The 15,611-nt window shown below is 27.7% G+C and carries 16 protein-coding genes and 1 other annotated feature; of the genes, 2 read left to right on the top strand and 14 right to left on the bottom strand.

Going from position 1 to position 15,611, the window contains the following annotated elements; genetic code table 11:
* Positions 1 to 22 precede the first annotated feature (22 nt).
* The 11 genes from NG901_RS07540 to ytxC all read right to left on the bottom strand — a co-directional run bounded on the left by NG901_RS07540 (position 23) and on the right by ytxC (position 11,241).
* Complete coding sequence (locus NG901_RS07540; protein ID WP_252213209.1) at positions 23 to 964, bottom strand: ComEC/Rec2 family competence protein; 942 nt, start codon at positions 962 to 964, stop codon at positions 23 to 25.
* A 301-nt stretch (positions 965 to 1,265) separates the two neighbouring features.
* Positions 1,266 to 2,183 carry a S66 peptidase family protein gene (locus NG901_RS07535; RefSeq protein WP_252213208.1) on the bottom strand — a complete coding sequence of 306 codons (918 nt, stop codon included), beginning with the start codon at positions 2,181 to 2,183 and terminating at the stop codon, positions 1,266 to 1,268.
* A 127-nt stretch (positions 2,184 to 2,310) separates the two neighbouring features.
* The gene (gene pheT / locus NG901_RS07530) at positions 2,311 to 4,686 is read right to left on the bottom strand and encodes a phenylalanine--tRNA ligase subunit beta (RefSeq protein ID WP_252213207.1); all 2,376 of its coding nucleotides are present in this window, start codon (positions 4,684 to 4,686) and stop codon (positions 2,311 to 2,313) included.
* 34 nt (positions 4,687 to 4,720) lie between these two features.
* Entirely contained in the window at positions 4,721 to 5,740 is a 1,020-nt protein-coding gene (gene pheS, locus NG901_RS07525; protein ID WP_252213206.1) for a phenylalanine--tRNA ligase subunit alpha, read from the bottom strand.
* 52 nt (positions 5,741 to 5,792) lie between these two features.
* Positions 5,793 to 6,017 (bottom strand) — a binding site (T-box leader).
* A gap of 56 nt (positions 6,018 to 6,073) precedes the next feature.
* A complete protein-coding gene (locus NG901_RS07520) occupies positions 6,074 to 6,853 on the bottom strand; it encodes a TrmH family RNA methyltransferase (protein ID WP_252213205.1) in 780 nt (259 codons plus the stop codon).
* Between the two features lie 14 nt (positions 6,854 to 6,867).
* A complete protein-coding gene (locus NG901_RS07515; protein ID WP_252213204.1) occupies positions 6,868 to 7,536 on the bottom strand; it encodes a potassium channel family protein in 669 nt (222 codons plus the stop codon).
* A 13-nt stretch (positions 7,537 to 7,549) separates the two neighbouring features.
* The gene (locus tag NG901_RS07510; RefSeq protein ID WP_252213203.1) at positions 7,550 to 8,899 is read right to left on the bottom strand and encodes a TrkH family potassium uptake protein; all 1,350 of its coding nucleotides are present in this window, start codon (positions 8,897 to 8,899) and stop codon (positions 7,550 to 7,552) included.
* Positions 8,900 to 9,047: 148 nt separating this feature from the next.
* Positions 9,048 to 9,407, bottom strand: coding sequence for a 50S ribosomal protein L20 (rplT, locus tag NG901_RS07505; RefSeq protein WP_003369926.1), 360 nt, complete (start codon positions 9,405 to 9,407; stop codon positions 9,048 to 9,050).
* Between the two features lie 28 nt (positions 9,408 to 9,435).
* Complete coding sequence (gene rpmI / locus NG901_RS07500; protein WP_003373773.1) at positions 9,436 to 9,633, bottom strand: 50S ribosomal protein L35; 198 nt, start codon at positions 9,631 to 9,633, stop codon at positions 9,436 to 9,438.
* Positions 9,634 to 9,654: 21 nt separating this feature from the next.
* Positions 9,655 to 10,176, bottom strand: a complete 522-nt coding sequence (gene infC / locus NG901_RS07495) for a translation initiation factor IF-3 (RefSeq protein WP_252213202.1) — start codon at positions 10,174 to 10,176, stop codon at positions 9,655 to 9,657.
* Positions 10,177 to 10,332: 156 nt separating this feature from the next.
* Entirely contained in the window at positions 10,333 to 11,241 is a 909-nt protein-coding gene (gene ytxC / locus NG901_RS07490) for a putative sporulation protein YtxC (RefSeq protein WP_252213201.1), read from the bottom strand.
* Positions 11,242 to 11,393: 152 nt separating this feature from the next.
* Here ytxC and NG901_RS07485 point away from each other — a divergent pair, with 152 nt between their 5' ends.
* Complete coding sequence (locus NG901_RS07485; protein ID WP_252213200.1) at positions 11,394 to 12,098, top strand: DUF6873 family GME fold protein; 705 nt, start codon at positions 11,394 to 11,396, stop codon at positions 12,096 to 12,098.
* Positions 12,099 to 12,265: 167 nt separating this feature from the next.
* Here NG901_RS07485 and hslO read toward each other — a convergent pair whose 3' ends face one another.
* The 3 genes from hslO to NG901_RS07470 all read right to left on the bottom strand — a co-directional run bounded on the left by hslO (position 12,266) and on the right by NG901_RS07470 (position 14,337).
* On the bottom strand, positions 12,266 to 13,150 hold the full coding sequence (hslO, locus tag NG901_RS07480) for an Hsp33 family molecular chaperone HslO (RefSeq protein ID WP_252213198.1): 885 nt from the start codon (positions 13,148 to 13,150) through the stop codon (positions 12,266 to 12,268).
* Between the two features lie 17 nt (positions 13,151 to 13,167).
* Entirely contained in the window at positions 13,168 to 13,905 is a 738-nt protein-coding gene (locus NG901_RS07475; protein WP_252213196.1) for a class I SAM-dependent DNA methyltransferase, read from the bottom strand.
* A gap of 162 nt (positions 13,906 to 14,067) precedes the next feature.
* Positions 14,068 to 14,337: an alpha/beta-type small acid-soluble spore protein gene (locus tag NG901_RS07470; protein ID WP_252213194.1), complete on the bottom strand. Its 270-nt coding sequence runs from the start codon at positions 14,335 to 14,337 to the stop codon at positions 14,068 to 14,070.
* A 272-nt stretch (positions 14,338 to 14,609) separates the two neighbouring features.
* Between NG901_RS07470 and NG901_RS07465 the strand changes: the two genes are divergently transcribed.
* On the top strand, positions 14,610 to 15,602 hold the full coding sequence (locus tag NG901_RS07465; RefSeq protein WP_252213192.1) for an aspartate-semialdehyde dehydrogenase: 993 nt from the start codon (positions 14,610 to 14,612) through the stop codon (positions 15,600 to 15,602).
* Positions 15,603 to 15,611: the final 9 nt, after the last annotated feature.

Genomic DNA, 15,611 nt, shown 5'->3' with positions numbered 1-15,611 from the left:
TTTTCTCTTAAAATGGTTATATTTAACTCTTTTTTGTTTTAACTGATATAGTCTTTCCATTAGATGTTACTGTTATTTCACCTTGTAAGTCTGTTCTATAAGTTTCTATTCCATTTTTAGAAATCTTACTCATGGTTTCTTTATGAGGATGACCATAACTATTATCTGTGCCACAACTTATTATCCCATATTGTGGTGATACAGCTTGTATAAATTCATTACTTGAAGATGTGCTTGACCCATGATGACCAAACTTTAATACATCTGCTTTAAGATCTTTTGAATATTTAGACAAAACTTCTTGTTCTACAAGTGTTTCTGCATCCCCAGTAAACATTAACTTTTTATCACCAAATGTTAATTTCATTATAGGTGAGTAATTATTAAACTCCTCATAACTTTCTTTTATTGGAGAATATACATCTATTTTAGCACCAGAACCTAAATCAAATTTCATACCTTCTTTTATCGTTTGAATCTTAATCCCTTCATTTGAAACTGCATTTAACATATTTTCAAATGTTTTTGTTGTATGAGTAACTTTAGGCATATAAAAATTTTCTACTTTATACTTTTGAAATATTTTTGTCATTCCACCTATATGATCTTCATGTGGATGAGTCGCAATTACCATTTCAAAATCATCTATATTTTTTTCTTCTAATTGCTTTAATAAATGATCTGCTTCACTTCTTGGACCTGCATCTATTAATATATCAAAATCATTAACTCTTATATATGCAGCATCACCTTGTCCAACATCCAAATAAGAAACTTCTAAGTTCCCACTTACATTTCCTAAATTTTCTGGGGTATTAGAATTAAAATCATTTCCAAAAACAAAGCTCATAAGTCCTATAATAGCAAAAAGTATTATTGTTATGAATTGCGCCTTTTTATTACCTTTATTTTTTTTCATACTCTTTTTAAAAGCTTTTTTTAGTTTGTCATTATTATTACTCAAATTATTTCCTCCATCTTAATAATTAAAATTCTTTTCATCTCTTAGTTAAACTGCTTTTAACTAAGACTATGTTTTAAATATGTATTGATATATTCAATAGGAAAATTGGATATGTCCACACGCTACTAAAATATAAACTATCATTCAAAACATATGTTCGCTAATTTATAGTATAAACTAATAAAGTTATCAAATAAAGACCTTTATTTGATAACTTTATCTAAATCATATTATTTATGTCTATATTTTAAATATGCAATAGGTAAAGGGCATTGTAATTGAACTTTATTGCTTAATTTCTTTATTCTAATATATTTATCTCTTGATTATCTGCATTAATTTTTATTTTAGCACCTAAAGGAAGGGTAAGTGTTGGTAAACAATGTCCACAATAAACATCATATAATGCAGGTTTCCCCTCTGATGCTATTAACTCTTCAAATATTTGCATTAATGACAAGCTTTCTCTACCCTTTGGTGGTAAACAATCAGTCCATTTCCCTAAAATTATCCCACTTGCATCCTTTAATTTATTGCATTGTTTTAATTGCATAATCATTCTATCAATTTTGTATGGATATTCATCAATCTCTTCTAAAAATAATATTTTTCCTTTAGTATCTATTTCATAATCTGTTCCTAGTGTTGAACAAATTACTGAAAGATTTCCTCCAACTAATCTTCCTTCTGCTTCTCCTTCAAATAAAGTTTTAATTTCTGTGCTCTCTATATTTCTTAATTTTCCTAAAGGCTTTAATGTAAATATACTCTTTTTAAAATAATACTCAGTGTACTTATCTAGTCCCTTATACATTTCTGTTGCTGGCATAGGTGCATGAAATGTAATAAAATTACACCTCTTATTTATTACATTATGAATAGCTGTAACATCACTATATCCTGAAAATACTTTAGCATTCTTTTTTATCATATTATAATCTAGCTTATCTAAAATCCTTGTTGATCCATACCCTCCCCTTATTGCAAAAATTCCAGATATTGATTTATCAGAAAACATAGTATTTAAATCATTAGCTCTCATATCATCACTTCCAGATAAATAACCATAATGAGCTTTACAACTTTCACCAACTACAACTTCAAATCCTAATTCTCTCATTGCTTTAATAGATAATTCTAATCTTTCTTCAGTTGTTGGACTAGATAATCCTACAAGAGCTATTTTATCTCCTTTTTTTAATGGTTTAGGTCTTCTCAATATATTTCCATCCTCTATAATTACTTTAATATCAATATATTTAAACTTAAACTTATTTATCCTTAAAGTATAAAAAAATGACTAGATTTTAAATTATAAAATCCAGTCATTTTTAATTTCAATTTAATTAGTCTCTTAAAGTAGCACCTAATTTATATTCTAAAGATCTTAATATCTTATCATGTACTTTATTAACTTCTTTATCTGTTAATGTTTTATCCGCTCTATAGCAAATAGCATAAGCTATACTCTTCTTACCATCAGGAATTTGTTTTCCTTTGTATATATCGAATAATTCTACTTTTTCAACTAAATTTCCGCCAGCTTTTCTTATGCACTCTTCAATTTCTTGAACTAGTATACTATCATCTACAAGTAACGCAATATCTCTTGTAACCGCAGGGAATTTAGGTAATGCTTTATATTTTTTATCCATGTCAGCATTTTCATATAATGCATCTAAGTTGAGTTCTGCAATAAAGCAAGGTACATCAATACCATAATTTTCAGTTATATCTAAATGAACTTCTCCTAAAGTACCAACTACATTCTTACCTATAACAAGTTTTGCAGTTTTTCCTGGATGATAACTTACATTTTCACTTTCTCTTTCATATTTAGAATTCTTTATTCCAAGACCATCTATTATGTTTTCAACTGCGCCTTTAAGATCTAAATAATCGCAATCTCCATACATACCAATAGTTAATATGTTTCTTTCAGTTGGAATCTTAGTTTCATCTTCATTTTTAATATATACTTTAGCCATTTCAAATAGTCTAACATAGTCATTATTTCTTGAGTAATTTCTTCCTAAACATTCCATCATTGAAGGTATAGTCGAAGTTCTCATAACACTATAATCTTCACCTAATGGATTTTTAATTCTAACTACATTTCTAAGCTCGCTATCTTCTGGTACATTAATTTTATCAAATACCTTTGGAGATACAAATGAATAACTTATAGATTGATTTAATCCACTGCCTGTAGCAAGCATTACTACTTTATCATCTAATAATCTCTTTCTATATTTAGGTTCTCTTGATGTAGCTACGCTAAATATTGTAGCAGGAATAACATCATATCCATATATTCTAGCTATTTCTTCTGCTATATCTTCTTTAATAGCTATATCTATTCTAAATGTTGGAGCTGTTACATTTAAATTGTCTCCATGGATTTCTGTAAATAAATCAACACTATCTAGGCATTTTTTCATTTCTTCTTTAGAAATATCTGTTCCAAGGAATTTATTGACCCAGTTAAAATCAACAACTAATTTTCCAGTTTCTTTCTTTTTATTATATATATCTATTGTTCCTTCTACAATTTCTCCAGCACCTAATTCACAAATTAAAGCACATGCTCTATCAATTGCAAGTTTAGCCAAGTTAGGATCTATATCTTTTTCAAATCTTCCAGAAGCTTCACTTCTTAAGTTTAACTTCTTAGAATTAACTCTTATGTTAGTACCATCAAAGTTTGCAGATTCGAAAATAACTTCAGTTGTATCTTCTTTTATTTCTGAGTTTAATCCACCCATTATTCCAGCTAATCCAACTATTTTATTGTCATCTTTTATGCAAAGCATAGAGTCATCTAATTTTCTTTCAGCTTCATCTAAAGTAGTGAATTTTTCACCTTGTTTAGCTCTTTCAACTACTATTTTATTAGTAGATATTTCTCTAGCATCATAAGCATGCATCGGTTGACCTAATTCAAGCATTACAAAGTTTGTAATATCAACTATATTATCTATAGGTCTTATTCCTGCTTCAAGAAGTCTTTCTTGAAGCCAACCTGGTGATGGTTTCACTTTTACATTTTTAACTTTTCTAGCCATGTATCTTAAACACAAATCATCTTTTACTTCAACTTTTAGTTCATTATCTACATTGCCTTCACCAGAAACTTTATATTCTAAATTAGGCATCTTATAAGTAGTTCTTAAAGCTGCTGCTGTTTCTCTAGCCATACCAACTATACTTAAACAATCAGGTCTATTTGAAGTTATTTCAAAATCTAAAATAGCTTTATTTAACTTTAATAATTCTTTAAGTTCTACTCCAAGTTTAGTATCTGTAGGTAAAATCATTAATCCATGAACGGGTTCATCTCCTGCAATTCCAAGTTCTTCTTCAGAACAGAACATACCATTTGATGGTACCCCTCTAAGCTTACCTTTTTTAATCTTAGTTCCATCTGCCAATGTTGAACCATGTAAAGCTACTGGTACTACGTCTTGCTCTTTCATGTTTGTTGCAGCAGTAACTATTTGAATAGTTTCAGTTCCAATATCAACTTGACAAATGCTTAGTTTATCAGCATCCGGATGTTTTTCTATTTCAGTAATTTTTCCTGTAACAACTTTATCTATAACATCACCTTGAATTATTAATTCTTCTAATTGTGATCCTGTTAAAGTTAATTTATCTCCTAATTCTTTAGGGCTAACATTTATATCAACATAATCTTGTAACCAACTAAATGGTACTTTCATATTTTTTCCTCCTCATTTACCTTTAAATTCTTTATTAAAATTGATTTAAGAATCTCATGTCACTTTCGTATAGTAATCTTATATCATCTATACCATACTTAAGCATTACCATTCTATCAACACCAAATCCGAAAGCGAATCCACTATATACTTGTGGATCTATTCCACAATTTCTAAGTACATTTGGATGAACCATACCACAACCTAAAAGTTCTATCCATCCACTATTTTTACATACTCTACAGCCTTCTCCTCCACATACAAAACAAGTTGCATCCATTTCAGCTGATGGTTCTGTAAATGGGAAGTGATGTGGTCTAAACTTAGTTTGAACTTTATCGCCAAACATCTTCTTAGCAAATAATTCTAAAGTTCCTTTTAAATCTGCAAAAGTAACTCCTTTATCTATAACCAAACCCTCCATTTGATAGAATATAGGTGAATGTGTTGCATCCACTGAATCTGATCTATAAACTTTACCTGGTGAAATCATCTTAATTGGTGGCTTTTGATTTTCCATAGTTCTAACTTGAACTGGTGAAGTTTGAGTTCTAAGAACTATATTATCATTTATATATAATGTATCTTGTTCACTTCTAGCCGGATGATTTTTAGGTATATTTAATGCTTCAAAATTATAGTGATCATATTCAACTTCTGGACCTTCTTCAATTGTAAATCCCATTGATACAAATATATCTTCCATATTTTGAAGTGTTAATTCTAATGGATGTCTCTTTCCTATAACCTTCTTTTTACCTGGAAGTGAAATATCTATAGTTTCACTAGCAAGTTTTTCTGTTTTCTCTTTATCTTTTATTTTCTTTATTGCTGTCTCTAATTTTTCTTCTACTTTAGCTTTAGCTTCATTAACTAGCTTTCCTACTAAAGGTCTTTCTTCTGCAGATAATGCCCCCATACCTCTTAATATTGTAGTAAGTTCCCCTTTTTTTCCTAAGAACTTAACTCTAATTTCTTCTAATTCATTACTTTTCATTGAATTTTCAATTTGCTTTAATGCAAGTTCTTGCAATTCTTTAAGTTTTTCTTTCATGTTTTTTCTCCTTTCAAACATTTTTATGTACAATAAAAAATCGTCCCCCTATAAAAGGGACGAATTATCCGCGTTACCACCCTAATTGAAACTTATAAAAATATATTATAAGAATCCAACTTAAAATTTAACGGCATTGACCGCTAGCTACTACTTAATTTCACAGCTAGAACTCCTGAGTGAACTTCAACATTATTTCATTTAAATAAGCTTCCAGTCTATGACTTATTCTCCCTAAAAACTTTCTAATATCTACTCTCTCATTCACAGTTTATAATTATTTAATTCCCTATAATTATACAAATAAACTAATTAAAATTCAATACTAAAAATTCAATTAAAATTTTGTCTTACTTTTTCATAAATTATAATGGATGTCGCTATAGCTACATTTAAAGATTCTGCTCCACCTGGCATGGGTATTTTAACTCTTCTATCGGCTAAGTCTAACACTTCATCAGATACACCATTTCCTTCATTGCCAACTGTAAGTATAGTCTTTCCTTTTAAATCTTCTTTAAAAAAATCTTTACTACTTTCTAATGACGTAACTATTAATTTAAATCCATCTTTTTTCAATGATTTTATTAATGAAAAATCATCATCATAATATATAGGCATATAAAACAATGATCCCATTGTTGATCTTATTGTTTTTTCATTATATATGTCTACAGTTCCTTTAGATAATATTATTCCATTTACACCTGCTGCATGAGCAGTTCTTATTATAGTTCCTAGATTTCCTGGATCTTGTACTTTATCGCAAAACAAATAAAAATCCCCTTGAAAATCTAGATTTTTATTCTCCATTTTAACTATAGCAATTATTCCTTGAGGATTTTCTGTTGATGTTAAATCTTTAAATAAATTATCAGCAATACAATAAACCTTTTTATTTTCTATATTGTTTTTATCTATATAATTATCTAATTTTTCATACCCTACTTCAGTTAATATTAAATAATCTATATCTAAATTTGCTTTTATTGCTTCATTAACAAGTCTAAATCCTTCAATTACATATTTATTAATTTTATTTCTATTTTTTCTCTCTTTGAGTTTTTTAGCTTCTTTATATATAGTATTTTCTTTACTTTCAATAAAAATCAAAGTCTACACCTCAATTATTTTAATCTTACTATCATACCCTCAAGTTTACTTAAATCTTCTGCTGAACCAATAGCTACTATTATATCTTTAGCTTTTACAATGTGATCAGCTGAAGGTGATATATTTATATCTTCGCCTTCTTTAATTGCCATAACATTTATTCCATACTGACTTCTTAATTTTATTTCCCTTAGACTTTTTCCATCCCATTCATCTAAAGCTTCAATTTCCATTATACTGTAGTCTGAAGATAATTCAATATAATCTAATATACTAGAAGAAACTAAATTATGAGCAACTCTAACCCCCATATCTTGTTCTGGTAATATTACCCTATCAGCACCAATTTTATACAAAACTTTAGAATGTATCTTATTATTAGCTTTTGCAATTATATATTTAACACCTAATTCTTTAACAAGTAATGTTGCCATAATGCTTGCTTGTATATTAGATCCTATAGTTACAATTGCAACATCAAAATTTCTAAGTCCTAATGTTCTTAATGCATTCTCATCAGTAGAATCCATTTGAACTGCATGAGTTACATTATCAGAAATATCTTGAATTATATCTTCGTCTTTATCTATTACTAAAACATCATTTCCTAAGTCATATAAAGTCTTAGCAACAGAAGCACCAAATCGACCTAACCCAATCACCACAAATTGTTTGTTTACCAAAACTAAGTCACTCCTATCCTATCAATATCTTACCTTCTGGATATCTATATCCCTTTTTTTTCTTTCTATTTAACAATGCTAAAATTACAGTTAATGGACCAACTCTACCACAATACATAGTAAGCATTATTACAATCTTTCCTGTAAATGATAATTGTTGCGTTACTCCAGTAGTTAATCCTACTGTACCAAAAGCTGAAGTTGCTTCATAAAGTAAATTTATAAAAGATTGATTTGGTTCCACTATGGTAAGAATCATTGTCACTATCATCACAAGCATCATTGCAATAAAAAATAAAGTAAATGCTTTATATACTAAATCTTTTGAAAATCTTTTTTCAAATGCTTCAGTATCTTCTCTTCCTTTTAAAACAGAAATTACTGTTAAAATCAGAACACCAAATGTAGCAGTTTTTAAACCACCTGCTGTTGAACCCGATGATCCTCCTATAAACATTAATATTATAGTAATTAATTTACCAGACATCGTCATATCATCAGTAGAAATACTATTAAATCCTGCTGTTCTTGGAGATACAGATGCAAAAAATGAATTTAATATTTTGTCTTTAAAAGACATCCCACCTATAGTTTGCATATTCTTATATTCAAATAAAAATATACATATAAATCCAAAAATAATTAAAAATATAGTAACTAATAATACCACCTTAGAATTAAGAGATAATCTTTTAGAACTTTTATTATAATTATATATTTCAAGCCATACTGTAAAACCTAAACCACCAATTATTATTAAAGCACTTATGCTTAATATTACTACTATATTACTAGAATAACCAGTTAAACTATTAAAATTTCCAAATAAATCAAACCCTGCATTACAAAATGCTGAAATAGAATGAAATATACTATAAAATAATCCCTTTGAAAATCCAAGCTGCGGTATGAACTGAGTTGATAATAATAAGGCGCCAAAAAACTGAACTGAAAATGTTAATGCAAAAACATATTGAACCATTCTTACTAAACCTTCAATATTGAAAGTGTTCATAGCTTCCTGCATTAATAATCTATCCCTTAAAGTTATCTTTTTTCCTAATAATATTGCAATAAATGTAGTAAAAGACATGAAGCCCATGCCACCAATTTCTATTAACATTATAATTATAACTTGACCAAAAGTACTCCAGTGAGTTCCTGTGTCTAATGTAACTAACCCAGTAACACATACTGCTGATGTAGATGTAAAAATGGCATCTATAAAATTTGTACTTTCACCGCTGACAGAAGAAATAGGTAAAGTTAATATAAGTGCTCCTATTAAAACAACTATAGCAAAACCTATAGATAGCACTTGAACTGCATTAAGTCTTGATTTTTTTGTCAGAACTTTTCCCATATACTCACCTCAAAAGGTTAATTTAAAATTACTTCATTTTATTTTACCTATTTAATATAAATTTTATGTAAACTAAAGATATATAAATAATTTTTATATTATAATATTTTTCAATATATAATAAAAATGCGACCTAGGTCGCATTTTATTAAGCGTTTAATTGTTTTTTAGCTACTTCTACTAAATCAGCAAATGCTTTTGCATCATTTATAGCGATTTCTGATAACATTTTTCTGTTTATATCGATACCAGCTAATTTAATTCCGTTCATGAATTTTGAATATGAAAGACCATTGATTCTTGTTGCTGCATTTATTCTAGCAATCCATAATCTTCTGTAATCTCTCTTTTTATTCTTTCTTCCAACATAAGAATTTCTTAATGCTCTAATTACTGATTCGTTAGCTGTTTTAAATAACTTACTCTTTCCACCGTAGTATCCTTTTGCAAGTTTTAAAACCTTTTTATGATTCTTACGAGCGTTTTTTGCTCTCTTTACTCTTGCCATGCTTTAAACCTCCTGTAACCTCTTCAAATTATAGATATGGTAATAATTTTTTCATTACTTTTTCTTCTGATTTTGATACGTATCCACCTTTTCTAAGATTTCTCTTAGTTTTAGGACTCTTCTTTGTTAATATATGGCTTTTGAATGCTTTCGCTCTCTTAAGCTTTCCTGTACCTGTTTTCTTAAATCTCTTTGCTGCACCTCTGTGGCTTTTCATTTTTGGCATAAATAAAATCCTCCTCTCAAGTTATCCCTTTTTAGGGCCTAAAACCATTGTCATGTTTCTGCCTTCTTTTTTTGGATGCTTTTCTATTTGGCAGACATCTTCCAATTTCTTTGCGAAGTTATCAAGAATTCTTGCTCCAATATGAGTCAATTCCATCTCTCTACCTCTAAATCTAACAGTGATTTTAACTTTATCTCCGTCTAATAAGAATTTTCTGGCATTCTTTGCTTTTATAGCAATGTCATGTTCTTCTATTGTAAGACTTACTCTTACTTCTTTAACACTTACAACCTTTTGTTTCTTCTTAGCTTCTTTTTCTTTTTTAGATTGTTCATATATGAACTTACCAAAGTCCATTATTTTACACACTGGAGGGTTTGCATTTGGTGAAATCATAACTAAATCTAACTCTTGTTCTTCTGCTATTCTCATAGCTTCTCTTGAAGAAATTACACCTAATTGTTCTCCATCATTTGCAACTACTCTTAATTCTTTTTGTCTTATCTCTTCATTAATAAAATAATCTTTACTAATACTTTTCACCTCCGAGGAATTTTATACATAATAAAAGACGGCCATAAGCCGTCTTACACTATCACTATTGATAAAATCTAGAGATATAACCACACTAGTACTTCACAACTGTATGGTGAGAAACGGCTATGTTTCTTCTTTACGAACTAAATTATATCAAGCATTTCATAATGTGTCAATACTTTTTATTATTATTTTTTTATTTTCACATTTCATGCATCCTGTGCAATATTCGACCCTCTCTTCAAACACATTATTAATAGTATCTAAAAATTCTCTATTAATAGAATTCTCTTTATTATGAATTATTATTTTTTTAGGAGTGTTTGTAATTAATCCACTTATTAATATATCTTCTGTACTAACATCGCTCATTTTCTTACAATCCGAAAATTCTTCCTTAAATGTTTTTAATAAATCTGTTCCATAATTATCAGTTACTATATAGTTACCATTTTCTTCTATAGATATATCTATCAGTTCTATCTTGCAATCTTGTATATCAACAAAATACTTTAATAACTTAACAAATTCCTTATACTCCTTTTCAACAATATAATTTTCAACTACTTTTTGTATTATTTTCTCTATATCGCCTCTAAGTTTCTTCATTCTAAATGTTATAAATCCATTTATATTAATTTCTTGCTTTTCTTTTATGCAATCTTTTATCTCTTCAATAATTCCGTTCATCTTATTTAAATAATAAATAGAGTTACCATCTTTTAATCCACTTTCACATTCTAATACTTTAACAATATCATCTTCTATTTCTAATATTTCATCTTGTTTTAAGAAAAAATAATTTTCTGTTAAAAATTCAAACATTTCTTTTTGTCTATAATTTTCAATAACAACTTTATATAAAATATTACTTACATATAAATTAATAATATCTTTTACCTTTTCATTATAATGTTCTTCTTCACAAATAATTTTTATAATATGAGTCTTATCTTCTATGCTTTCTACTAATCCTATTATTATATTTTTTTTCTTTAGCAATTCTCTTAAATCTTGTAATTCACCAACAAAATCTAATTCATCATTATAAGCTAATTTCAAAACAAGCATGGATTTCACTCCCTTCTTACATTAGTATGTAATAAACTTAAAACTCTTATACTTATAAAAATACTAAATTTTAGATTTTCATATCCTATTGTTTTTTTTTTAATCTTGTAGTAATTTCTTATTATAAATTACTATATTAAAGGAGTATTACTATGTATTGTTTTATTGACTATAGAGCAACAAAAGAAGAAATTAATAATTTACACAAACTTAATATTGAACCCATTTTAGTTCCTAAATCTAATAATGTATATGACTCAATAAATGGTCATCCTGATATTCAAATGAATATATTAAACAATTCATCTGAAAATCAAATTATTATTCATAAAGATATCCCTTTAGAATTTATAAAACTATTGGATAGTAAGAATATAAAATATATTCTTTCAAATTCTAACTTGTCTAATACATACCCTAAAGATATTATTTTAAATTCTTTAATTTTAGATGATTATTTTATTCACAACTTAAAATATAGTGACAATACTCTCTTAAATTCTCAATCATCTAAGTTAAATATCAATGTATCTCAAGGATATACAAAATGCTCTGTACTACCTGTTAGAAACAAAGCACTTATAACAAGTGATGTAGGAATTTATTCCACACTAATAAATTATGATTTTGATGTCCTTTTGCTTCCTCCGGGTGATATACTTCTTCCAAATTTAAATTATGGATTTATTGGAGGTACTGGAGGGCTAATTTCTGATAATAAGATAGCTTTCTTTGGTGAATTAAGTCATTATACGTGGGGAAATGAAGTGAATAAGTTTTTATATAAATATGATGTTTCTCCTATTTATTTAAGAAAAGGTAAATTAATAGATAGAGGTAGCTTACTTGTGCTTTAAACCTAATTTGTAAATTTATCACATCCACTATTAATAATATGATTTTATTTTTTTTCTGTTCCTATATTAATATTTTTCTAATATAAAAAATGTACTTTAACTTAAAAGTCAAAGTACATTTTTATTACTTACTGCTTAAGATTATAATTTAGTTGTAAATTTTACTATTATTTTTTTGTAGAATTTAATAACTCACCAATATCTTTAGTTGTAAATGCATATTTAGTGTTACAAAAATTACATACTATTTCTTCATTTTTACCATCATCATATATTTCTTGCAACTCTTTCTTACCTATAGATGCTAATGCTTTCTCTACTTTATCTCTTGAACAATCACATCTATATTTAGGTTCAATAGAATCTAGTATATTTAAATCCATGCCCTCAAATATAAATTCTAATATTTCTTCTATACTTTTTCCTTCTGATATAAGTGTAGTTATAGGTGGTATCTCTTCTAATCTATATGTTACTAAATCAGCTAAAAGTTCATCTGCATCAGGCATCATTTGAACTATAAATCCTCCTGCTGCTTTTATAGATATATCTTTATCCACTAGCACTCCTAAAGATACTGCTGATGGTGTTTGTTCAGATACTGTAAAATAATAAGCAAAGTCTTCTGCTATTTCCCCACTATATATTGGAACTTGACCTACATATGGTTCTTTTAAACCTAAGTCTTTAATTACATATAAAAGTCCATCCTTACCTATAGCACCACCAACATCTAACTTTCCTTTAGCGTTTAATTCCCTAGTAACATATGGATTCCCTATAAAACCCTTCACACTTGCATCATTGTGTGCAGTAACTGTTATTCCTTTTGCTTCTCCTCCACCATTTATCTTTAAAGTTAAAGACTCTTTTTCACTTTTTAATGTAGTTCCCATTAAAGTTCCTGCAGTAAGCATTCTTCCTAACGCTGCTGCTGCAACTGGAGTACATTCGTGAATCTTACTACCCTCATCAACTAAGTTTGTAGTGATTCCTCCTATTATTCTAACCATCCCATTTTTAGCCGTTGCTCTAACTATTTTATCTTTCATATAAATATCGCCCTCCATTATTTACTTACAACATAAACTATTCTTTCACTTTCTTTAAATACAGATTTATTACTGTAACTATCGAACTTACCTACTAATTTAAAACCACAGTCTTTTAAAGCTTTTTCTAATTCAACCTCTTTATAAGCTCTTTCTATGTGTTGCTCTTCAAATTTCTCGTATAATTCTTCTTTACTTTTAACAAAAAAAGTTAAAAACATATTAAGTACTTCTTCTTCAAATACGTTTTCCCATGTATAAAATACATCATCTGAATTATATGTATAAATATTATTACCTAATATAGTTGATAATTTGTAATAAGAATTTATATCGAATATAAATATTCCGTCATCTTTTAAATGTTCATGTACTCTATTAAAATAACTTATTAACTCATCATATTCTGTTAAATAATTTGTAGAGTCAAGAACAGATGTTATTAAATCAAATTTATGATTTAATGATAGCTCACACATATCTTGACATATTATTTTTGCTTTAATTTTATTTTTTTTGAATTTATCAAATGCTATATTTAACATATCATCTGACAAATCAACAGCATATGTATTTTTAAAATATGTAGCTACATTTATTGATACATTACCTGTCCCACATGCTAAATCTAAGTAGTCTTCATATTTTATATTATTTTCTTTACATAGTTCTATAATTCTATTGCCTACTAAGTCGTAATTTATATCTTCATATATTAACTTATCATAAATATTTGCAAATTCGCCATAAGCCATAAATATTACCCATCCTTAAAATATCATATATATTTCCAACAATTATATTATATCTTAATAAGTAATTCGTCAACTTTAATAGAATATAATCACATTATCATATATATTTCCTTTACTACATATAAATATTAGACTATAGCCATATAGATTTTATACTTTAAATTATATTTTCTTATTATAATTTAAATTTTGTAATATTTGATTATTAGTTGGCATATTAAGTATTTTCTTTCTTTTTGTCATAAGACCTCCTATACGACCTGTCTCTTCTGCAGAAAGTCCACCCCAACCTTCTTTATCAACTTTATCACTTAAGCCAAGTTCTTCTGCAATTTCATATTTTAATTTTTCCCTCATTTTTTCTGCTTCAGTAAGTTCTTTATTAGATTTTATTTTGGATTTTATTATTTTTTTTAATGGTGTACCACTCACAGTTACGCACTCCTTTCAAAAAACAAATTATTAAGACTATATAATATCTAATAAAGTGTATATTATTTTCTTAATTTGTTTTATATCATTATTCACTAATAATATGTTCTGAATATACTATTAGTATGTATAAAACATAGCTATTATATGAAAAATTTTCACTTATTTTATACATGCACTTGATATTTTCATTATATTTAACTATAGTATTTGTATATTAGATAATTTTTTAAAATAAATTATACTTATAAAAATAATTAGGAGGGATTAATGTGTATAATGTCGCAATAGTTGGGGCTACTGGAAATGTAGGAAGAAAATTTTTAGAAATTCTAGAAGAAAGAGATTTTCCAGTAAAAAATTTATATCTTTTTGCATCTAAAAGATCCGAAGGAAAAACTTTAAAGTTTAAAGGAAAGGATTTTATTGTTGAAGAAACATGTGAAAAGAATATAAAAAGTAAAAAAATAGACTATGCACTTTTTTCAGCAGGTGGAGATGCTAGTAAAGAATTTGCACCTATATTTGCTTCATATGGAGCTGTAGTGATTGATAATAGTAGTGCTTGGAGAATGGACCCTGAGGTACCTTTAATAGTACCAGAGGTAAATCCTGAAGATATAAAACTTCATAAAGGAATAATTGCTAATCCAAACTGCTCTACTATACAGGCTATGCCTATAGTGAAAGCATTAAATGATAAATATGGAATCAAAAGAATAGTATATTCAACTTATCAAGCCGTATCAGGTGCCGGAATTCAAGCCATAAAAGATTTAGAAGATGGCGTTAAAGGAATTGCACCAAAAAAATTTCCTTATCCTATAGCAGGTAATGTTCTACCTCATATAGATGTCTTTTTAGATAATGGATACACTAAAGAAGAAGAAAAAATGATTAATGAAACAAGAAAAATACTTAATTGTCCTGATTTAAGAATAACAGCTACTACAGCTAGAGTTCCTGTATTAAATGGGCATAGTGAAAGTATAAATGTAGAATTAAATTCTCCATTTGAAGTGGAAGATATTTTTGAATTATTTAGAAACACTAATGGTGTAACTGTATATGATGATGTAAGAGAATTAAAATATCCTACCCCTCTTATGGTATCAGGAAAAGATGATGTTTATGTTGGTAGAATCAGAAGGGACTTTAGTATTGATAATGGCTTAAACCTATGGGTTGTTGGAGACAATATAAGAAAAGGAGCAGCTCTTAATGCTATTCAAATTGCTGAAATAATGATCCAATCTAACAATTAAAAATGGAGG

It is taken from the genome of Clostridium sp. CMCC3677, assembly GCF_023845585.1.
Lineage (GTDB): Bacteria > Bacillota > Clostridia > Clostridiales > Clostridiaceae > Clostridium > Clostridium aquiflavi.
The sequence above is the reverse complement of the archived record's forward strand: the minus strand, read 5'-3'. Positions and strand labels throughout refer to the sequence as shown.